Origin of the sequence: Paeniglutamicibacter psychrophenolicus, assembly GCF_017876575.1 — a bacterium.
GTDB lineage: Bacteria > Actinomycetota > Actinomycetes > Actinomycetales > Micrococcaceae > Paeniglutamicibacter > Paeniglutamicibacter psychrophenolicus.
In genome coordinates this window covers 1,247,211-1,266,620 of the sequence record NZ_JAGIOE010000001.1, presented here as the reverse complement: position 1 = coordinate 1,266,620, position 19,410 = coordinate 1,247,211, and the positions used below count along the sequence as shown (strand labels likewise).

General features: G+C 65.6%; 20 protein-coding genes. 10 read left to right on the top strand and 10 right to left on the bottom strand.

Translation table 11 applies throughout. The features are described from left to right. Positions 1–72: 72 nt before the first annotated feature. The gene (locus tag JOF46_RS05510; protein WP_209906398.1) at positions 73–1,053 is read right to left on the bottom strand and encodes an ABC transporter substrate-binding protein; all 981 of its coding nucleotides are present in this window, start codon (positions 1,051–1,053) and stop codon (positions 73–75) included. A gap of 52 nt (positions 1,054–1,105) precedes the next feature. Then, positions 1,106–2,722, bottom strand: a complete 1,617-nt coding sequence (locus tag JOF46_RS05505) for an amidohydrolase (RefSeq protein WP_209906397.1) — start codon at positions 2,720–2,722, stop codon at positions 1,106–1,108. Positions 2,723–2,848: 126 nt separating this feature from the next. On the opposite strand from JOF46_RS05505, the gene JOF46_RS05500 reads away from it, so the two are divergent. Next, complete coding sequence (locus JOF46_RS05500) at positions 2,849–3,769, top strand: LysR family transcriptional regulator (RefSeq protein WP_209906396.1); 921 nt, start codon at positions 2,849–2,851, stop codon at positions 3,767–3,769. 1 nt (position 3,770) lies between these two features. Here JOF46_RS05500 and JOF46_RS05495 read toward each other — a convergent pair whose 3' ends face one another. The 6 genes from JOF46_RS05495 to rlmN all read right to left on the bottom strand — a co-directional run bounded on the left by JOF46_RS05495 (position 3,771) and on the right by rlmN (position 8,927). Beyond that, positions 3,771–4,181 carry a DUF2695 domain-containing protein gene (locus tag JOF46_RS05495; protein WP_209906395.1) on the bottom strand — a complete coding sequence of 137 codons (411 nt, stop codon included), beginning with the start codon at positions 4,179–4,181 and terminating at the stop codon, positions 3,771–3,773. Between the two features lie 142 nt (positions 4,182–4,323). Next, positions 4,324–5,529 (bottom strand): pyridoxal phosphate-dependent aminotransferase, encoded by a 1,206-nt coding sequence (locus JOF46_RS05490; RefSeq protein WP_342592371.1) that lies wholly within the window; start codon positions 5,527–5,529, stop codon positions 4,324–4,326. A 127-nt stretch (positions 5,530–5,656) separates the two neighbouring features. Beyond that, entirely contained in the window at positions 5,657–6,022 is a 366-nt protein-coding gene (trxA, locus tag JOF46_RS05485) for a thioredoxin (protein WP_209906394.1), read from the bottom strand. A 352-nt stretch (positions 6,023–6,374) separates the two neighbouring features. Next, a complete protein-coding gene (locus tag JOF46_RS05480) occupies positions 6,375–7,193 on the bottom strand; it encodes an oxygenase MpaB family protein (protein ID WP_209906393.1) in 819 nt (272 codons plus the stop codon). Between the two features lie 7 nt (positions 7,194–7,200). Continuing rightward, entirely contained in the window at positions 7,201–7,668 is a 468-nt protein-coding gene (locus JOF46_RS05475; RefSeq protein WP_209906392.1) for a carboxymuconolactone decarboxylase family protein, read from the bottom strand. Positions 7,669–7,721: 53 nt separating this feature from the next. Further along, the gene (gene rlmN / locus JOF46_RS05470; protein ID WP_245348341.1) at positions 7,722–8,927 is read right to left on the bottom strand and encodes a dual-specificity RNA methyltransferase RlmN; all 1,206 of its coding nucleotides are present in this window, start codon (positions 8,925–8,927) and stop codon (positions 7,722–7,724) included. Between the two features lie 266 nt (positions 8,928–9,193). Here rlmN and JOF46_RS05465 point away from each other — a divergent pair, with 266 nt between their 5' ends. Continuing rightward, positions 9,194–9,760 (top strand): MarR family winged helix-turn-helix transcriptional regulator, encoded by a 567-nt coding sequence (locus JOF46_RS05465; protein ID WP_209906390.1) that lies wholly within the window; start codon positions 9,194–9,196, stop codon positions 9,758–9,760. Here the strand turns inward: JOF46_RS05465 and JOF46_RS05460 are convergent. Together JOF46_RS05460 and JOF46_RS05455 are read right to left on the bottom strand one after the other, a co-directional pair. Then, on the bottom strand, positions 9,757–11,229 hold the full coding sequence (locus tag JOF46_RS05460; protein WP_209906389.1) for an SDR family oxidoreductase: 1,473 nt from the start codon (positions 11,227–11,229) through the stop codon (positions 9,757–9,759). The genes JOF46_RS05465 and JOF46_RS05460 overlap by 4 nt on opposite strands. Beyond that, positions 11,226–12,038 carry a TspO/MBR family protein gene (locus JOF46_RS05455; protein WP_209906388.1) on the bottom strand — a complete coding sequence of 271 codons (813 nt, stop codon included), beginning with the start codon at positions 12,036–12,038 and terminating at the stop codon, positions 11,226–11,228. Before JOF46_RS05455 ends, JOF46_RS05460 begins: the two co-directional genes overlap by 4 nt. Positions 12,039–12,160: 122 nt before the next feature. Here JOF46_RS05455 and JOF46_RS05450 point away from each other — a divergent pair, with 122 nt between their 5' ends. Genes JOF46_RS05450 through JOF46_RS05415 form a run of 8 tightly spaced genes read left to right on the top strand, consistent with a single transcriptional unit; the run spans position 12,161 to position 19,361 of the window. Next, a complete protein-coding gene (locus JOF46_RS05450) occupies positions 12,161–12,661 on the top strand; it encodes a MarR family winged helix-turn-helix transcriptional regulator (RefSeq protein WP_209906387.1) in 501 nt (166 codons plus the stop codon). Then, the gene (locus JOF46_RS05445) at positions 12,658–13,776 is read left to right on the top strand and encodes a polyprenyl synthetase family protein (protein WP_209906386.1); all 1,119 of its coding nucleotides are present in this window, start codon (positions 12,658–12,660) and stop codon (positions 13,774–13,776) included. The genes JOF46_RS05450 and JOF46_RS05445 overlap by 4 nt, the downstream gene beginning before the upstream one ends. 3 nt (positions 13,777–13,779) lie before the next feature. Further along, entirely contained in the window at positions 13,780–14,712 is a 933-nt protein-coding gene (locus JOF46_RS05440; RefSeq protein WP_245348020.1) for a phytoene/squalene synthase family protein, read from the top strand. Continuing rightward, positions 14,709–16,337: a phytoene desaturase family protein gene (gene crtI / locus JOF46_RS05435; RefSeq protein WP_209906385.1), complete on the top strand. Its 1,629-nt coding sequence runs from the start codon at positions 14,709–14,711 to the stop codon at positions 16,335–16,337. The genes JOF46_RS05440 and crtI overlap by 4 nt, the downstream gene beginning before the upstream one ends. After that, positions 16,334–16,693 carry a lycopene cyclase domain-containing protein gene (locus tag JOF46_RS05430; RefSeq protein WP_342592370.1) on the top strand — a complete coding sequence of 120 codons (360 nt, stop codon included), beginning with the start codon at positions 16,334–16,336 and terminating at the stop codon, positions 16,691–16,693. The genes crtI and JOF46_RS05430 overlap by 4 nt, the downstream gene beginning before the upstream one ends. Next, on the top strand, positions 16,690–17,046 hold the full coding sequence (locus JOF46_RS05425; RefSeq protein WP_209906383.1) for a lycopene cyclase domain-containing protein: 357 nt from the start codon (positions 16,690–16,692) through the stop codon (positions 17,044–17,046). The genes JOF46_RS05430 and JOF46_RS05425 overlap by 4 nt, the downstream gene beginning before the upstream one ends. 2 nt (positions 17,047–17,048) lie before the next feature. After that, positions 17,049–17,906 carry a prenyltransferase gene (locus tag JOF46_RS05420; protein ID WP_209906382.1) on the top strand — a complete coding sequence of 286 codons (858 nt, stop codon included), beginning with the start codon at positions 17,049–17,051 and terminating at the stop codon, positions 17,904–17,906. A 42-nt stretch (positions 17,907–17,948) separates the two neighbouring features. Continuing rightward, a complete protein-coding gene (locus tag JOF46_RS05415; RefSeq protein ID WP_209906381.1) occupies positions 17,949–19,361 on the top strand; it encodes a cryptochrome/photolyase family protein in 1,413 nt (470 codons plus the stop codon). The last annotated feature ends 49 nt before the right edge of the window (positions 19,362–19,410 follow it).

Below are 19,410 nucleotides of genomic sequence, written 5' to 3'. Positions count from 1 at the left end.
AGGTATCGGCTCCCCCTCGGGGCCCGTGAGGACCTTGGGGCTTCGTGAATGTCTCATGTTGTACCTGGTCTTCTACTTGCCGTCGTTGATCTTGGCGGAATCCACGGCCATTTGCCCGACGTTCCACGCCTCCAGGACCTGCTTGTAGGTGCCGTCGTCAATGAGTTCCTGAAGCGCTTTTTGCATGGCCTCGATGAGCTGCTCGTTCTCCGGCTTCATTGCAATTCCCCATGGGCTCGTTGGCCCGTCAATTGCGACGGCTTCAAGAGCGCCTTCAGAGATCTGGGCCCGATATGCAGCGACGGGGTAGTCGTTTACCCCGGCGTCTGCTCGGCCATTGCGCACCTGGAGGATTGCTTCCTGATCCCCACTGAACTTCAAGATGTTGATCTTGGACTTTCCGGCGTCTTCGCATTCCTTGCTGAAACCGGTGACAAGATCGAGTGAGGACCCATTGTCGACCACAGCAACGGTCTTGCCACAGGCACTTTCCGGATTTCCCAAGCCTGCCGGGTTTCCTTCTTTCACGACCCATCCGTTGCCTGCCTGCACGTAATCGACAAAGGTGACCGTCTTGCGGCGTTCCTCGTTGTCGGTCATCGAGGACATGATCATGTCGTAGCGACCGGTGGTGATACCCGGGATCTGGGCGTTGAAGTCCTCATCTTTGATGGTCAGATTGACACCGAGCTTGTTGGCCAGTGCCCGACCCACCGAGGGGTCAACTCCCACGAGGGTCTTGCCGTCCTTCGCATACAGCTCCATCGGCGGGTATCCCTCCGAAGTTGTCATCTTAAGGCCTTCCTTCTGGATGGCTTCTGGCAGAATCGCGGTCAGTTCAGGATTTGCCTTGATCTCATCAATTGCGGATTTGGCAAGGTCCTCGTCGGGCGCAGGAACAGCTGTGAAGGCAGCAGCGGCTCCGCTCGCCGAAGGCGTCGGGTCTCCACCGGCGAGACTTTGCCCGCCGCAGGCCGTGGTCGCCAGCAGCGCCGCTGCTGCGAGTGAAGAAAGGACACTCTTCAGGGCAATATTCTTCGTTGAACGCTTCATGGGGTTCCTCCTTGGTGTGGTTTTTTGCGGCCGGAATGGCCAAAGTGGATTGTTAGTTGGTGGACCAGAATCTGACTTGGCCGCCAACGATTGTTGAATGGACAGGAATGTCGCGCAGGTCGACGGGCGCAACCTGGAACGGATCCTGCGCCAGCACCGTGAAGTCGGCCAACATCCCGGGGCGAATCATTCCCTTGAGGTGTTCCTCGGCCGAGGCGTAAGCCGCTCCAGTGGTGAATCCATGCAAGGCCTGTGAAACCGAAATGCGCTCGTCGGGTTGCCATCCACCGTCGGGTTGGGACATTGCATTTTGACGCGTGACTGCCGCGTGGATTCCGTGCATTGGGTTTGGAAGTTCTACCGGCGCATCGGAACCAAACGCCGGGCGTCCGCCGGCTTTGATCAACGAATTCCATGCATACGAGGCGAGGTCACGGCCGACCAACATTGTCGAGGCCAAAGGGATGTCCGTCGTGCAGTGGGTAGGTTGCATTGATGGGACAACGCCTAGTTCAATGATTCGTTGAACATCAGCGGGCTGCAGATGCTGGGTGTGCTCGATCCGATGACGCAGTGGAGAACGCAGTGGCCCACCGTCGCTTGGAATGGATTGCGGGTTGTTCAGGAGGTCCTCGTAGGCATCCAGGACCAAGTGATTGGCTTGGTCGCCAATCGCGTGTGTCGCAACGGCGATTCCTGCAGCTGCAGCCTTTCGGACCAAGTGCAGCATCGTGTCGTAAGGAAGCACTTCCATGCCGAAATTTGAGTCGTCACCGGCAAATGCCTGCGACATGTGACAGGTATGTGATCCCAAAGCTCCGTCCGAAAAGAGTTTGACGGGTCCGGTGTTCAGCCAAAGATCTCCGTTGCCGGTGGCTCGGCCCTCTCCGATGGCGGCATCAAGCCCTGCCATGGAAATGCCCTTGTGCACCCGCATGGACAGGATTCCGTCTTGGTGAAGTTCGCTCAGTGCATCCAGACAATCTTCGCCGTCAAAATCATGGGCACCTGTCAGTCCGACCGCCAGGAGACGCTTCTGTGCCGTTTCCATTTGCTGCTTGAGGTTTCCGGCTCCGGCATCCATCAAGTGCTTGATCCGGTCGCGGGCAGTCTCACGAAGAATTCCCGTTGGTTCGCCGGCGTCATCCCGAACGATTTCGCCCCCGACGGGGTCATGATCGTTTGCCGATATTCCAGCGATTCGAAGTGCTTGCGTATTCACCCACGTGGTGTGGCCATCGACGCTGGCAAGGGCAGCAGGACGACCATCGGTTACCGAGTCCAGCTCTTGTCGAGTGGGCAGCTTGGGAACGGCCCATGCATTGAAGTCCCATCGACCCCCAAGCACCCAGGCGTCCTTTGGCAAGTCCTTGCAATACTCCCGAATCGTTTGAAGTGCCTCCTGCAGGCTTTTGACACCGCGGAGATTGACGGCTGATATCTCTCGCGCATAGTTGGCGAGATGGATATGCGAATCGGTAAGCCCGGGCACCACGACGTTTCCTTCGAGATCCACGACTTCCTCGGCACCTGTCAAGTACGACCGCAACTCATCGGTTGTTCCAACCGCAACAATTCTTTCTCCGCGCGTCAGAATAGTGGCGGCAACCGGCTTGTCAGCCCAAAGCGTGTGAACGGTTGCGTTGACGAATAACCGCTGTTGAAGCATTGCTAATCCTCCGATAGTGATGGCTGGTAGCCCAATTCGCTGGCAAGCTACACTATAGGTCAGTATTACCGCGAAAATGACTTACGTCACGTCGACGTTACGGTCAACTTACTTCAAGGATTGCTAATGCTAAACCTGACTCACCTACGGACATTGGTTGCAGTCGTGCAATTGAAAAGCTTCACGGCCGCAGGCAACCGGCTTGGTTACACGGCTTCTGCGGTATCGCAGCAAATGCAGGCCCTGGAGCGAGACGCCGGCCTAATACTTTTCCTTCGGCGCGCCCAGAGCATCCAGCCAACGGAAGCTGCACACACCATGGCCAGATACGCGGAACAGATCCTCCGCGACGTCGAATCTATGCTTGCCGCAGGCGCATCGGCAAGCCGTCTGGCCGTTAAGGAACTACGCATCGGCATTTTTCCTTCACTGGCCACGGTTGCGCTTCCGTTGCTGGTCAAGTCCCCGTCTTGGCAATCCATGAGTTACGAACTACGGATCTCGGTTGCCGAGCCCAGTGGCGTTGCCCGAGAGCTGTTGGCCGGCGGGCTCCTTGACGTTGGCGTCACCTATCAAGTAGCAGATTCGCCCCTGACCTTGCCGCAAGGAGTCAACCGCACGTTTTTTGCCGAGGACAAGTTTCGAGTCGTAGTTCCGATTGGGTGGCTTAACGACCGGAACGAACGGTTGGGAATCACTGAACTTGGTTTGAAACCGTGGATTCTCCACCACAAGGGTTCCAGCGACGCCTCGATTACGGACGAACTGTTCATGCGCGCAGGAATTCACCCCCGTATCGCAGCCCACAGCGACGATTTCAATACGACACTGCGTCTCGTTGCTGCTGGTTACGGTGCAGCGCTTGTCCCCGACCTGGCGTTGGTAGACGCCCCGGAGGGACTTGGCTTGGTGAATGTTCCCGAACTCGCCTTGTCACGAAACATCTTTATTGTCAGCACCGAAAATTGCCCTAGTGAGGCAATGGATGCATTCATCCAGAGCCTGCGGGATGCCTACGAAGTGGTCATGGATTCCATTAGTAGCTGATTCACGACGCCTTCTTTGCCTGCCGGAAGGCTCCCCCGCCCCACTGGACCCCGCTGCGCATGAGCCAGAGTTCGCACGGCTTGATGGTCCCGAGCCGGACCTTGTGGCACTGCGGAACGTAGGTGTCGTCGGTGCTTCCGTCCTCCGCGTGCGGCCAGAGTTCGTCGTTGATGCGGAACACGTTGGCCAGGACCTCGCAGTCGCAGTAGCCGCCGAGCTCCGGGAACTTCCGTTCCATTGCCGTGGCCCGGGGTGCACGCAGGTCCCGGTACGTCGTGCACCACTTCAACCCGTTGCAGCCGTGGTCGAGCATGCGATTGACGTAGCAGGCCAGGCATTCGTAGCGCGGCGGCAGCAGCCTCTTGACGACCTTGAGTGCGTCCTCAAGTTCCGCGACCGTGTATTGCTCCATGGTGGACTCCTTGGATCTGTGGAGTCTTCAGCATGGTCATTGGATGCTGCCGCCGGGCCGGTGTGCACCCCGGCTGTGCACAAACGGAACCGCATGGGGCCGAGCAAGACTGTGCGGAGAAGCGGCGATTTGCCGCACGGAATCAGGCTTTGCCCTGGAACCGCACGATTCGCTCGATGGCCGCGGTGACCGCCTCGTATCCGGCAGCGAAGCTCAGGCGCACGTGGCTGTGACCATTGACGCGGTCAAAGTCGTTGCCCGGAACAATGGCAACGCCCTCGGCTTCGAGCAACGCTGCGCAATACGCTGCAGCATTCACGTGGGCTCCAAGCTTGTCGCCCAAATCCGCATACAGGTAGAAGGCACCGTCGGCCGGGGCACATTCGCCCCATCCCAGGCGCCCGATCGATTCCAGGACCGCAGCGCGGGTCCGCGCGAACTCGGCAACCCGGGCTTCGGCCTCGGTGTAGGAAGCTTCGGTGAAGGCCTCCAGTGCGGCGTATTGGGCCGGGGCCGGAGGGCAGAGTGCCACGTTGCCGGCCAGCGCATCAACGGTGGGCAGCATGTCGTCGGGCACCAGCGCCCACCCCAGACGCCAGCCGGTCATCCCCCAGTACTTGGAGAAGCTCGAGATCACGACGGTGTCTGTGTCCATTTCCCAGGCACTGACCGAACGGCGGGCCTCGGTGCCTGGCTCCGGGTAGTCGATGCCGTGGTAGATCTCGTCGCTGATCAAGCGGACACCGCGATCCTTGCACCAACCGGTGAGGGTAGCCAGCTCGTCCCCGGAGACCATGGTGCCCGTCGGGTTCGCCGGAGAGGCCAGCATCAGGCCATCGAGTTTCCCGTGCTGCTGCCAGGCCGATTCAAGCAGGTCCACGGTGGGCTGGTAACGGGATTCCTGCCCGGCATCGAGCTCGATGACATCGATGCCCAGCGTGCGCAGGATATTGGCGTAGGCGGGGTAGCCGGGACGGGCCAACGCGACCTTGTCCCCGGCGTTGAAGGCGGACAGGAACATCAGCAGGAAGGCGCCGGAACTGCCGGTGGTGACCGCGACGTTGTCCGCCGAAACCTCAATGTTGTACCAACGCTTGTAGTGCTTGGCGATGGCTTCACGCAGGTCCCTGATGCCCAGGGCCGGGGTGTAGGTCATCGGGGTACCGGCGGCGTGGATCTGGGCTGCGCGCTTGGAGACAGCCGTTGGGGCCCCGTCCCCGGGCTCGCCGGCGCACAGGGAAATGATGTCTCGGCTTTCGGCCCGCAACTGGGCCACCCGGTCCAGGATGTTCATGACCTCAAACGCCGGAACCTTGGCCCGGTCCGCGACCTTCAAACTGCGCTGCACTCTTCCTCCAGTGAACTTGTGCCTTCTTGCACTCCCCCAAGGGTGTCACAAGCGGCACCGGGAAAGACCGAAGGCCCCACCCGCAACGCATGCGGGTGGGGCCTTCGAGTCTTGGGCGGGCCGGTGTTTACACCTCTGCGCCGGCTGCGATGTCCTTCTTGACCGCTTCCATGTCCAGTCCCTGGACCTGGCCGATGAGGTCCTCAAGGGCCTCTGCGGGCAGTGCGCCGGGCTGGGAGAACACGAGGATCCCGTCGCGGAACGCCATCAGCGTGGGGATGGAGGTGATGTTTGCGGCTGCCGCCAACTGCTGCTCGGCTTCGGTGTCGATCTTGCCGAAGGTGATGTCGGGGTACTTCTCGCTGGCCGCTTCGAAGACCGGGGCGAAGTTGCGGCACGGGCCGCACCATGCGGCCCAGAAGTCCACCAGGACGGTGCCTTGCCCGCTGATTGCTGCTTCAAAGTTTTTTGATGTCAGTTCCATGGAAGCCATAGATACCCTGTCCCTTCGAGAGTGGTGCACACGGACCCCGAATTGAATCCACAAATGGCACAACGATACCCACAGGGGTAATATTCCAATGAGTTCGTAAACACTTATTTCCCAAGGAGCCACCACATGTGCAAGAAGATCACCTGCGTAGCCTGCGCCAAGCCGACCTGGGAAGGTTGCGGCGAGCACATCGAGGACGCGCTCGGTGACGTTGCTGTGGCTGATCGCTGCACCTGCAAGTAACGAAGGCTAACCGCGAATGGCCCGGCTGGTGCCGGGCCATTCGCATTCTGCACTACCGAGGTGGCCAATCCTTCATTCGAACGTCAAGGTTGTCATGCCCGATCTGAGTTCACCCATCGAGGCGGCGCAGGTAGTAGTGCATGGGAAAGTGCCTGATGACGCGCGGCAGCATGCGCATTGACACCCTGGCGCAGCGCAGAACCATGCCCATTCGGCGTTGCTGCCGTGGACCGAACTCGAAGCCGTACATGGAGCGCACCCGGTCGGGCAGCAGTCCGATGGTCATCAGGCGCACCAACGGCATCGCCGCACGGATCCACCAGGGCGCATGACGGGCGGCAAGCAGCTCGTGGGCCACCGAGCGAACGGGCGGATCGGCCTGCAGCTGGTCCAGGGTGCTGGCCCAGTACTCGGCGAAGTCGGCCCGCGTAGCAGGCCACAGGTGTGCGGGCATGCCCAGCTCGGTGCCCAACTGTGCGTACTCGCAGTACAGCGCCTCGGCCGTCTCGTCGTCGAGCGGAGGGAACACCGCGTGCTGGATCTGCATGGCGGAGTCGTAGAGCGTTGCGGCAACCCACAACTGGAGCTTCGGGTCCCGTGCCGAATACGCCGGATGCGATCCATCCTTCGCCGCCGGCGCCTTGACCGGTGCATGGGCGGCGTGCACGATCTCCCGCACCTTGGCCCGGTGCGCATCTGTGCCGTTACTCAGCGCGTAGATATAGGTCAGCGTGCCGTTGAGGCGGCCAAGCGGGTTGGCAGCGAAGCTCGAGTGCCTGGCCACGCCGTGGCCGACCCCCGGCAGCGCCAGCTGCATGAGGATGGCCCGCCCGCCACCGAGCAGGTAGACGCATTCGGGGGCAAAGCGAGAGAGCACCGACTCGGAGCGCGTTTGGGTGCCCTGCGACTTTGCCGTGCCCGCTGCCATGGCGCCGCTACTTCTTGCTCGGACGCACCGGGTGCTGGGACAGGATCGAGACGCGGTTGAAGGCGTTCATGGCGATCGCTGCCCACTGGATCGCGGAGAACTGCGCGTCGTCCAACACCAACCGGGATGCGGCGAGCTCGGCAATCCGGGTCTCGGAATCCGGCAACGTGGTGGTCGCCTCGGCGACCGAGAGCGCCGCGGATTCCAGGTCGTCGAAGAGTGAGGTCTCGCGCCAGGTGGAGAGCACCGCAAGGCGCTGGGTGGTCTCGCCGGCCTCAAGCGCCATCCGAGAGTGCATATCCAGGCAGAACGAGCAGCCGTTGATCTGCGAGATGCGCACGTTGAGCAACTCAATGAGCCTGGTGCCCAGCCCGGCGGCATCCGCGGCTTCCTTCACCTTGAGCGAGAGCCCGTTCAGGGCCTTCCAGCTCGCGGTGTCGGACTTGTCCAGGAAAAACGGTGCTGCCAACGACATCTACAAACTCATCTCATCAATGGCGCATCGCGCCCCAACGTGGTGGTTACAGCCTACTCAGCAGCGGCGAGCTGCCCGCAGGCCCCGTCGATTTCCTTGCCGCGGGTGTCGCGCAGCGTGGTCGGCACTCCGGCGGATTCGAGGCGGTCGATGAATTCCGCCGTGACGTCGGCCTCGGAAGCGGTCCAGACCGAGCCCGGGGTCGGGTTCAGCGGGATCGGGTTCACGTGCACCCAGCCGCGGCCACGGGCGTTGAGCTTGCGGGCCAGCAGGTCCGCGCGCCAGCCGTGGTCGTTCATGTCCTTGATCAGCGCGTACTCGATGGAGACGCGGCGACCGGTCTTCACGTAGTAGTTGAACGCGGCGTCAATTGCCTCGTCGACCTTCCAGCGCGAGTTCACCGGGATCATCTCGTCGCGCAGCTCGTCATCCGGCGCATGCAGCGACAGGGCGAAGGTGACAGGGATGCCTTCCTCGGCCAGCTTATTGATGGCGGGCACCAGGCCCACGGTGGAGACCGTGATGCCGCGGGCGGACATGCCCAGGCCCTCGGGGGTCTCGGCGACCATGCGGCGCACGGCGTTCATCACGCGCTTGTAGTTGGCCAGCGGCTCGCCCATGCCCATGAACACGATGTTGCCCACGCGCTCTTCGGGGTGCTTCTGGCCGCCCAGCCCGCCTTCGGCGATGACGCGGTTGGCCTGGACGATCTGGTCCAGGATTTCGGCAGTGGACATGTTGCGGGTCAGACCTGCCTGGCCGGTGGCGCAGAACGGGCAGTTCATGCCGCAGCCGCACTGCGAGGAGATGCACAGGGTGATGCGGTTGCTGTAGCGCATCAGCACCGACTCGACCAGCGACCCGTCAAAGAGGCGCCAGAGGAACTTGATGGTTCGCCCATCGTCGGTGGCCAGCCGTTTGACCTCGGTCAAAAGCTTGGGGAACATGACCTCGGCGATCTCGGCGCGGCGGTCCTTGGGAAGATCGCTCATCAGCTCGGGATCGGTGGTGTAGTGCTGGAAGTAGTGCACCGAGAGCTGCTTGGCGCGGAATCCTGGCAGGCCCAGTTCCTTGAGCTTTTCCGCACGCTCGGCCAGGGTCAGGTCGGCAAGGTGCACCGGCGGCTGGCTGACGCGGGCCTTGGCGGTGAATTGGAGCTGCGGGCGGCCGTCCTCGCCCATGGCCTGCTTCCACCCCTCGGCGGTGGGGCGCACCTGGGCGCGACCCTCGGCCTTGGCCCGGGATTCGGAGATGCGCATTTGCTGGGCGCCCTGCGCCGCGGCCTGGGCAGCGCGGCGTGCCTTTATGTCATCTGCGGTCGGCGCAGCAGCGGCAGGCTCGGTCACTGGGGTAATTTCGGGGGAAGTCATCGTTTCCATTCTCCCATGTATGTCCAGGATCCGGGCGGTGAGATTGGGCACCACCCGACGCACGGGTGCGCTTCCCGGTCCAAGCAGGGCACGACCGGGTCGTATCATGGGGACGTCAAACGTATCAGCAGGCCCGGGGAAGGGAGTGGAAAGAAGTGGACCGCGAGGAACTTCCCACCATCTTCAACCTTGCCTCGAGCGACCCTCGCAGCGAGTTGATCGACAGGTCGCAGCTCAGCGAGGAAACGCTTCAGCAGATCGATCGGATCATGGCCGAGATGGGTAGGCTGCGGGCGGTTGAGCGCAAAATCTCCCGTGCGTCGCAAAGCTACATGAAGCTGAACGAGACCGACATGCGGGCCATCAGGTTCCTGATCTCGGCCAAGCACACCGACTCCGCGGTGACCCCGGGCATGTTGGCCAAGCACCTGGGCATCAGCACCGCCTCGGTGACGAAGATGGTTGACCGGCTGGAGAAGGCGGGGCATGTGGTACGCGCGGCACACCCCACCGACCGCCGGTCCCTGTGCATCACCGTGACCCCCGAGACGCACCTTGCCGCCCGCCAACAGGTCGGTCGGCACCACGCCGCGCGCTTCGGCGCGGCCGCGCGGCTGAGCCCCGCCGAACGCGAGGTGGTCATCCGGTTCCTCGCCGAAACGGCCCTGGACCTCGAGGACAGCATCGGCTCGGTCGGCGAGACCAAGCCCCCCGAAGACTAGGCTTCGTCCTTGGCCTCGAGCCCCTCGGCGGCAGTGGTGATGCGGCGGGCCATGGAGGAGAAGATCACCCCGTGGAAGGGCAGGATCGCCAGCCAGTAGAGCCGGCCCGCCAATCCCTCGGGGAAGAACACCGCACGTTGCCGGTAGCGGCTTCCGGTTTCGGTCGGTTCCACCGAGAGCTCCAGCCAAGCCCGTCCGGGGACCCGCATTTCCGCACGCAGGCGCAGCAGGCGATCGGGCACCAGCTCCTCCACGCGCCACCAGTCCACCGCGTCGCCCAGCGCCAGGGAGGTGCGGTTGCGCCGCCCGCGGCGCAGGCCCACTCCCCCGGCGAGCTTGTCCAGCAACCCGCGCAGCGCCCAGGCTCCGGGCAGCGAGTAGTAGCCGGTTTCCCCGCCGAGTGACGCGATGACCCGGAACAGCGCGGAGGGACTCGCGTTGGTTTCCCGCTCCCGGACATCGGTGAAGACGGTGTGCCCGGCCCATTGCGGATCCGAGGGCAGCGGCTCGGCCGGAGCTTCCAGGGCGTGTGCGGTCGTCCATGTGGTTTCCACGGTGTCGTCGCGCATCTTGGCCAGCGCCAGCTCGACCGAGCGCCGGTATCCGGTCAGCCCCTCGGCGGGGCGGTCGATGACCGCATCGATGTCGCGGTTTCGCATCACGCAGTCGTGCTGCAGGGACTCGACCAGCGGAATGGCCAGCGAGCGCGGGATCGGGGTGACCAGGTTGACCCACTGGGCCGCCAGCCACGGGGTCAGCACCGGCAGCGCCAGGATGACCGGGCGGCGGATGCCCGCGGCATCGGCGTAGAGGCGCATCATGTCCCCGTAGCTGTGTGCCTCCGGCCCGCCGATGTCGTAGGTGCCGGACACTTCCGGCGGCAGGCCCGCGCATGCGCCCAGGTAGTGCAGGGCGTCGCGCACGGCTATGGGCTGGACCCGGTTCAGCACCCAGCGCGGGGCCGGCATCACCGGAAGCACGTCGGTGAGGTGGCGGACCATCTCGAAGCTGGCGGACCCGGAGCCGATGATCAGCCCGGCCTGCAGCGTGATGGTGGGAATGCCGCTGGATTCCAGGATCCGCCCGACCTCGACCCGTGAGGCGAGGTGGCGACTCAGCTCGCCCTCGGGATGCAGTCCCGAGAGATAGACCAGACGCCCGATTCCTGCGGATTGGGCCGCTTCCACGATGGTGTGGGCGCAGCGTTCCTCGACGGGGGCAAAATTGCTGGTGCCGCCCATGGAGTGGACCAGGTAGTAGAGGACCTCGGCTCCCTCACACAGTTGGGCGGCGGCCTGCGGATCGGTGAGGTCCCCTTCCACGATCTGCACCCGCGTTCCCCAGGGAACGTCGCGCAGGGCGTTGCCGCGGCGGGTGAGCACCCGCACGCTATGGCCCTGTTCCAGCAGCAGCGGAACCAGTCGCCCGCCGATGTAGCCGGTGGCCCCGGTGACGGCGATGATGCTCATGCCGCCACCGCTGTCGCTGCGTTCCCGCGGATCCTGCGCCTTGCGGCCGAAACGAGTGCGAAGAGCAGCAGGGCCCCGGCAGCGCAATAGGCGGCGGTCGCGACGGTGCCGGATTCCAGTCCACCGTCGCTGCGTCCCACTCCGATCCAGGCAATGCCCCACACCATGGCCACGGCGGCCGCGATGCGGCCCCCGGAGAACGCGACCGTCAGGGCACCGATGAGGGCGGCCACCACCACCAGGACGCAGGCCAGCGCCACGGTCCAGGTCGCCCCGGCACCCACGCCGAGGGAGGAGAGCCACGCGGCGATGTTCGCCACGGTGGCGACGCTGACCCAGCCCAGGTACGGACCGAAGGTCAAACCCATGATCCAGCGCTCGGCGCGCCCCTCGATCCGCGGCCGCATCAGCACGAAGATGCCGGCCAACACGGCCAACAGAAACAGCATCACCACGACACTGGCGCCGAGCCAGCCCAGTTGCACCACGCCGATCCACAGCGCGTTGAGGACGGCCGAGCCGGCAGCCAGGGGGCGGATCCGACGCTGTGTGGCACTGCGGGCCGCCTCGGGCGTCAGTTGCCAGATCGCGTAGACGACGAGCCCGAGGTAGACCACGCTCCAGATCGAGAAGGCTCCGGTGCCCGGGGCCAGCAGTGTCGAGTCGGATCCAAGCCGACCGCCGGCGGCCTCGGCAATGGGCGTGCCGCCCAGCGCGCCGCTTCCGATGAAAGCCCCGGCGATGGCGGCGAACACTGCCGCTGCGCAGATGATCCGGCTCGCGATGGACGCCGGTGGTGTCGATTGCATGGATTCGGTTTCCTTTGCCTCGGGGAAAAATGCACTGAATCGAGCTGCCATACTCGACAAACCCTATCTCGTTAACCGATGATGTATCTAGCCAAGCTAGTAATCAACCATTCGAGGCATTTGTGATCCAGGCTTCCACCGGCGAGACATCCGGCCCGCACGCGGCGTCCGCACTGCTGCATTCGGTGCTCAGGCGTAACGCCGCGCTGGAGCATGCCCTATGCCGCCACCTCGGCATCAACGAGACCGATTTCCAGGCCCTGCAGCACCTGATGCTCGACCATCCCATGACTCCCCGGGATCTGGCGGCGAAGCTGAACATCTCCAGCGCCGCCACCACCGCTTTGATTGACCGGATGAATGGACGCGGGTTCGTGATGCGCTTGGCCCACCCCACCGACCGGCGCAGCCTGTTGCTCAGGCCCAGCCCCCTGGCCGTGACCCGGACCATGGCCGCGCTGCGGCCGCTCTTCGACGACGCCGAACTCGCCATCCAGGGGCTGAACCCCGAGGGGCAACGCGCAGTGGTGCGCTACCTGGAACACATCCTCTCCGTCATGCAAACCCGGATCGATTCCCTCACACCTCCGCCCGCCACCAAGAAACGGAACGAACGATCATGAGCCTGCCCAGCCAAAGTCCCGCGCAGACTTGCAGACCACGACCAGCCCCGGCATCGGACGCGCTCCAGCAGCCTGTCCGGCTCCACCTGGCGGCCGTCATCCAGGAGCATCGGGAGGCCGCCGGCGAGTATTCGAAGGCCGCCGAAACACTCTGGACCCGCATCGGGCAGGCCCTGGAAGGAGGCAAGCTCACCCGGCCACGGTTGGTGCTGCTGGGCCACGAGGCCTTCGCTTCCCCCGCCGCCGGCGAAACCGAGTCCGCGGAGCGTCTTCAACGTGTCATCCAGCTCGGCTGCGCCTTTGAGTTGCTCCACGGTTCGCTGTTGATGCACGACGACGTGATAGATCGCGATTTCACCCGCCGCGGGCGCCCCACCCTTTCGGCGTTGTACCGCGACGATGCCCTGGCCCGGGGCAAGACCGCGCAGGACGCCGAACACGCGGGGCACTCGGCCGCCATCATCGCCGGGGACCTGCTGCTGGCCGCCGCCATCAAGCTCGCCCGGTGCGCCGCCGATTCGCTGCCCGCTGCCGACGCCATCGAGAATTCCTTCCACCAGGCCATCCACCACGCCGCCGCCGGCGAGTTGGAGGACCTGCTTTTCTCCCTGGGCCCCGTTCCGGCACAGGTACACGAGGTGCTGCGCATGGAGAAGCTGAAGACCGCCGCGTACTCGTTCCAGGTGCCGCTGCATACCGGGGCGCTGCTGGCCGGTGCCGATGCCGCCGGGGCCGCGGCCCTGGCCAACATCGGCAGCCAGCTGGGAGTCGCCTACCAGCTCATCGACGACATCCTGGGGACCTTCGGCGATCCCGAGCAGACGGGAAAGTCCATCGAGTCGGACCTGCGCGAAGGCAAAAGCACCATCCTCACGGCCATGGCCGCGGCCACTCCCGGATTCAGCACCCATCTGCAGCTCTTCCGTGATCCGGATGCGGACGTCCCGGCCATGCGCTCGGCACTGGAAGCTGCGGGCGCGGAGCGCTTCGCCCGGCAACTGGCGCATGACCTGTGCGCCGGAGCCACTTCGGCCTCGCGCACGCTCAACCTGCCCGTGAACGTCAGTGCCGAGCTCGAGGAATTTGCCGACCTGATCCTGAACCGGGGCGCCTAGGACATGAACCATCACACCATGGCGGGAACCGGCGGGCCCACCGCCCTGCAACGCTATTCGGCCACGGCCAGCAGCAGCGCCCGGGTGGTCATCACCCGCTATTCCACGTCCTTCTCGCTGGCCTGCCGCCTGCTGGGCGGCCCCGCCCGCGAGCACATCTCCAACATCTACGCCCTGGTGCGCCTGGCCGACGAGGTCGTCGACGGGGTCGCCCACGAGGCGGGCCTCGAAGCCCGGGAGGTCGCCGCGGCGCTCGAACAACTCGAGGCCGAAACCGAGGCGGCGCTGGCCAGCGGCTACAGCACCAACATGATCGTGCACGCTTTCGCCTGCACCGCCCGGTCCCAGGGCATCGACACCGAGCTGACCCGCCCGTTCTTCGCCTCGATGCGCAGCGACCTGCAGGTCGCCAGCCACGACGCGGACACCCTGAAGGGCTACATCTACGGATCGGCGGAAGTCGTGGGTCTCATGTGCCTGCGGGTGTTCGGCTCCATGCCCGGCGCCCCGGCCGGGCACCAGGCGGAAACCGAGGCCGCCGCCCGGCGCCTGGGTGCGGCCTTCCAGAAGGTCAATTTCCTGCGCGACCTTGCCGCCGACACCTCCGAACTGGGACGCAGCTACTTCCCGGGGCTGGATCCGCGCACCTTCTCCGACGGGCACAAGAACGCCCTGGTGCGGGAGATCCGCGCGGACCTTGACGCCGCGGCCCTTGGAATCGAGCATCTGGCGCCTGGAGCCGCCCGCGCCGTGGCAATGGCCCACGGGCTGTTCAGCGAGCTGAACCACCGGCTCGAACGCACCCCCGCCGCCGAGCTCATGACCCGGCGGATCTCGGTACCGCCCGGACGCAAGGCACTGATCGCGCTGCGCACTGCCCTGGGCCGACGCCCCACCACCGCCACCGCCACCGCGGCGACCAAAGGACGACCATGAAAAACACACCAACCGACACCGGACGCACGGTGGTGGTCATCGGCGGAGGATTCTCCGGCCTGGCCACCGCCGGCCTGCTGGCCGTCTCCGGCCACCGGGTGACCCTGCTGGAAAAGCAGGAAGAGCTCGGCGGCCGCGCCGGACGACTGCGGCGCGCAGGATTCAGCTTCGACACCGGGCCCTCGTGGTACCTGATGCCGGCGGTCATCGAGCATTGGTTCGAACTCATGGGAACCTCCACCCAGAACGAGCTGGATCTGGTGGACCTGCCCATCGGTTACCGCACCTGGTTCCAGAGCGACTACACGCCGCTGGACATGCCGTCCGGTGCCGGGGCCCGGGAAGCCTTTGAATCCCTGCAGCCAGGTGCGGGCGCCGCGCTGGAGAAATACCTGGAAAAGGCCGCCGAGAGCCACCACCTGGCCCTGGAACATTTCCTCTATGCCGATCTTTCCGACCCCGCTTCCGTACTCGACCCCCGGCTGCTGCCGCTGTTGCCCAGGCTCGCGCCGCTGCTGGCCGGCTCCCTGGAGTCCTTCGTGGCCAAGCGATTCAGCGATCCGCGGCTGCGCCAGATCCTGGGCTATCCCGCGGTGTTCCTGGGTTCGAGCCCCAAACGCACCCCGGCGCTCTACCAGCTGATGAGCCATCTGGACCTGACCCAGGGCGTGAAGTACCCCATGGGCGGCTTCGCGCAGCTGGTCGATGCCATGGCCTCGCTCTGCAAGGATGCCGGGGTGCAGGTCATCACCGGGGCCGAGGCCACCGGAATCGAGGTCTCCGGCACCGGTGCGAACGCCCGGGCCCGGGGCGTGCGCTGGATCCAGGAAGGCACCCAACGGCATCTGGAGGCGCAGACCGTGGTGGGAGCCGCGGACCTGCACCACCTGGAGACCGGACTGCTCCCGCCGGAGTATCGCTCATCCTCAGCAGCCAGTTGGAAACGGCGCGATCCGGGACCCAGCGCCGTACTGCTCTGCCTGGGCATCGCCGGCAGGCTCCCGGGGCTCAGCCACCACAACCTGTTGTTCACCGCCGATTGGGACGACAACTTCGGGCGCATCCACCGCGGGGAGGACCTCGCGGAGGAAACCAGCCTGTACGTCTGCATGCCCAGCGCGACCGATCCCTCCGTGGCACCGGCGGACCACGAGAACCTGTTCATCCTGGTTCCGTCCCCGGCCCTGCCCGCGTGGGGAACCGGCGGCCCCGATGGCACCGGCTCCGCGCAGGTGGAGGCCGTCGCCGATGCGGCCCTGGACCAGCTGGCCGCCTGGGTCGGGATCGAGGACCTGCGTGAGCGAATCGTGGTGCGCCAGAGCTTTGGCCCCGGAGATTTCGCGCAGAACGTCAATGCCTGGCAGGGCGGGGCGCTGGGGCTGGCCCACACGCTGGGCCAGTCGGCCTTCTTCCGTCCCTCGAACCACAGCTCGAAGGTCCACGGGCTGCACTACGCCGGCAGCTCGGTGCGTCCGGGGATCGGCATCCCGATGTGCCTGATCAGTGCCGAAATCATTGCCAAGAAAATCAACGGGATCACGGGGAAGGGGCCCATCGACCCCGGCCGCCCGGCATGGGCGGCCGCAGCCCCGCGCACCGCATCCGCCCGGGAGGCACGCCCGTGACCTACCTGTTGATCCTGTTGGCACTGATCGCCTGCATGGGCGCCCTGGATGCCAGGTACCGGCTGTTCGTCTTCGCCAGGCCACTGCCCGCCGCACTGGCCCTGGCCGGCGGCACCGCGGTGTTCCTGCTCTGGGACGTGATCGCCATCGATCTGGGGATCTTCCTGCACCGCGAGTCGGGGCTGATGACCGGGGTGATGCTCGCTGACCAGCTGCCGCTGGAGGAGGCCTTCTTCCTGTTTTTCCTCTGTTACAACACGATGGTCCTGTTCACCGGCGCCCTGGCCCTCGGTGCACGGCGCTCCGCGGCGACCCGTCCCGCCGCAACCGTTCCGGCCCCGGAGGAACGATCATGAGCTTCGCCCACCTGTCTCTCTTTTTCATGCTTGGCTCCCTGGCGCTCTTCGCCGTGGCGCTGCGCGTGCGCCGCCTGGGGCTGCGCGACATCGCCCCCGCGGCCGGGCTCACCCTGGCGGTGCTGCTGGTGCTGACCGCGGTGTTCGACAACGTGATGATCGGCTCCGGCCTCTTTGACTACAACAGCCAAACCCTGCTGGGCATCCGCGTGGGCCTGGCCCCGCTGGAGGACTTCAGCTACCCGTTCTGCGCGGCGCTTGTCGTCCCCGCCCTGTGGTGGCTGGCCGGGGGCTCTGACTCCGGTGCCGCGCCGAAGCCGACCTCCCCCCACGACTCCGGAAAGGAAGGCTGAGCGTGCTGCGCGAACTGCTGGCGACCTCCCGGCCCGTCTCCTGGGTCAACACGGCCTACCCCTTTGCCGCCGCCTACCTGCTGACAGCCGGGCGGATCGACTGGCTCGCGGTGGTGGGAACGCTCTTCTTCCTCATTCCCTACAACCTGGCCATGTACGGGATCAACGACGTCTTCGACCACGAGTCGGACCTGCTGAACCCGCGCAAGGGCGGCGCGGAAGGTGCGGTGGTGGACCGTAGCCGGCACACCGGAATCCTGGTGGCCTGCGCGGTGGCCTGCGTGCCGTTCCTGGCGGTACTGGGCGTCGCAGGTTCCTGGCCGGCGAACCTGGTGCTGCTGCTCTCGATGGCTGCGGTCATCGCCTACAGCGCCCCGCACCTGCGCTTCAAGGAGCGTCCCTTCCTGGACTCCTTGACCTCCAGCACGCACTTCGTCTCCCCCGCGCTCTACGGACTGGTGTTGGCCGGGGCGCACTTCGACTTCGCCCTCGTGGCGATCCTGCTGGCCTTCTTCCTCTGGGGCATGGCCTCGCACGCCTTTGGCGCGGTGCAGGACATCGTGCCCGACCGCGCCGCGTCCCTGGCCTCCATCGGCACGGTGCTGGGGGCCAGATGGACCGTCCGCTTCGCCGCGGCCACCTACCTCGGAGCCGGAGCGCTGCTGCTGACCACTGACTGGCCCGGTCCGCTGGCCGCGTTGCTGGCGCTGCCCTACCTGGCCAACGTGCTGCCCTACACGCGGCTGCGGAACGAGGATTCCGCCACGGCCAACGCCGGCTGGCGGCGCTTCCTGTGGCTGAACTACGCCACCGGGTTCTTCGTCACCATGCTGCTGATTTGGCATGTCCTGGGCCGCTAGGCCCGCCCCGAACCCGCCCCACAGAGCCCGAAGGACCGGACCATGAACACACCCACTTCCCTGATGTGGTTTCGCGACGACTTGCGCGTCACCGACAACCCGGCCCTGTCCGCAGCCATGGCCGCGGGGCCGGGGGTTGCCCTGTTCATCCTCGACGAGCAGTCCCCCGGGATCCGGCCGCTGGGCGGCGCGGCCAAGTGGTGGCTGCACCATGCCCTGAATGAACTGCGCGATTCCCTGGCGGGGCTCGGCGTGCCGCTGCTGCTCTACCGCGGGGCCGCGACCAACATCCTCCCGGGGCTGCTGGCCACCGGTTCCTTCAGCGCGTTGCACTTCAACCGCCGCTACGGCGGGCCCGAACGCGCGGTGGACACCGCGGCCAAGGCGTTGGCGGCCGCGACGGGAATCGAGGTCCACAGCCATGCCGGCACCCTGCTGCACGAGCCGTGGTCCGTGTCGACGCAAGGCGGCTCGAACTTCAAGGTGTTCACGCCCTTCTTCAACGCGTTGCAGGCCCTGCCGCTTCGCCGGGCGCTGCCGCGGCCCGCCGCACAACACGCCCCGGCGATCTCCCTGCCCGCGGAGGAGCTTGCCGCGTGGGACCTGCTGCCGGTGAATCCGGACTGGTCGCAGGGGCTGGCGACCACCTGGGTTCCCGGCGAAGCGGCGGCGCGCGACCGCCTGGACACGGTGCTTCGGGACATCGCCGGGGACTACGACCACACCCGCGACCGGCCCGACACCGACGGCACCTCCCGGTTCTCGCCCGCCCTGCGCTGGGGGCACCTCAGTCCGGTCGAGGTGTGGGAGGCCCTGGGAGCCGTCCTGGCCGAGCATCCCGACCGGGCAGCGGGGTCGCGGGCCATGATGCGGCAACTGGCGTGGCGCGACTTCTGCTGGAATCTGCTCTACCACCACCCGGATCTGGCCACGCGAAACCTGCGCGCCGAGTTCGACGCGTTTGCATGGGGCTGGCCGCCCGCCGGCGAACCTGCCGGAGAACAGGAGGCGGGGATGGCACGCCACCTCGAGGCCTGGCACACCGGACAGACCGGCTTCGGCCTGGTGGACGCCGGCATGAAACAGCTCTGGGAGACCGGTTGGATGCACAACCGGGTCCGCATGGTCACCGCGAGCTTCCTGGTCAAGAACCTGGGCATCCACTGGCGGGTCGGCGAGGAATGGTTCTGGGACACGCTCGTGGACGCGGACGCCGCCTCCAACCCGGCCAATTGGCAGTGGGTCGCCGGGTCCGGAGCCGACGCGTCCCCGTTCTTCCGGGTCTTCAACCCACTGCTGCAGGCGCGGAAGTTCGATCCCCGCGGCGCCTACGTCGCCCGATTCGCCCCGCTCGCCCCGGGAGAGCCGGTCGTGGACCTCATGGCCTCCCGCGCCGACGCCTTGGCGGCTTACGCGTGCATGAAGGGGAATGCCCCTCCGGAAGGAGCCCGGTGATTGCCCGCCACACGCCTTCCCTCAGTGCTTTGCCCGGCGTGGGGGCGTA

Coding starts and splice junctions, on each gene's coding strand:
- JOF46_RS05510 (WP_209906398.1), bottom strand. CDS start 1,053: ATGAAGCGTTCAACGAAGAATATTGCCCTGAAGAGTGTCCTTTCTTCA.
- JOF46_RS05505 (WP_209906397.1), bottom strand. CDS start 2,722: ATGCTTCAACAGCGGTTATTCGTCAACGCAACCGTTCACACGCTTTGG.
- JOF46_RS05500 (WP_209906396.1), top strand. CDS start 2,849: ATGCTAAACCTGACTCACCTACGGACATTGGTTGCAGTCGTGCAATTG.
- JOF46_RS05495 (WP_209906395.1), bottom strand. CDS start 4,181: ATGGAGCAATACACGGTCGCGGAACTTGAGGACGCACTCAAGGTCGTC.
- trxA (WP_209906394.1), bottom strand. CDS start 6,022: ATGGCTTCCATGGAACTGACATCAAAAAACTTTGAAGCAGCAATCAGC.
- JOF46_RS05480 (WP_209906393.1), bottom strand. CDS start 7,193: ATGGCAGCGGGCACGGCAAAGTCGCAGGGCACCCAAACGCGCTCCGAG.
- JOF46_RS05475 (WP_209906392.1), bottom strand. CDS start 7,668: ATGTCGTTGGCAGCACCGTTTTTCCTGGACAAGTCCGACACCGCGAGC.
- rlmN (WP_245348341.1), bottom strand. CDS start 8,927: ATGCGCATCTCCGAATCCCGGGCCAAGGCCGAGGGTCGCGCCCAGGTG.
- JOF46_RS05460 (WP_209906389.1), bottom strand. CDS start 11,229: ATGAGCATCATCGCCGTCACCGGGGCCACCGGCTACATCGGCGGGCGA.
- JOF46_RS05455 (WP_209906388.1), bottom strand. CDS start 12,038: ATGCAATCGACACCACCGGCGTCCATCGCGAGCCGGATCATCTGCGCA.
- JOF46_RS05445 (WP_209906386.1), top strand. CDS start 12,658: ATGAGCCTGCCCAGCCAAAGTCCCGCGCAGACTTGCAGACCACGACCA.
- JOF46_RS05440 (WP_245348020.1), top strand. CDS start 13,780: ATGAACCATCACACCATGGCGGGAACCGGCGGGCCCACCGCCCTGCAA.
- crtI (WP_209906385.1), top strand. CDS start 14,709: ATGAAAAACACACCAACCGACACCGGACGCACGGTGGTGGTCATCGGC.
- JOF46_RS05425 (WP_209906383.1), top strand. CDS start 16,690: ATGAGCTTCGCCCACCTGTCTCTCTTTTTCATGCTTGGCTCCCTGGCG.
- JOF46_RS05415 (WP_209906381.1), top strand. CDS start 17,949: ATGAACACACCCACTTCCCTGATGTGGTTTCGCGACGACTTGCGCGTC.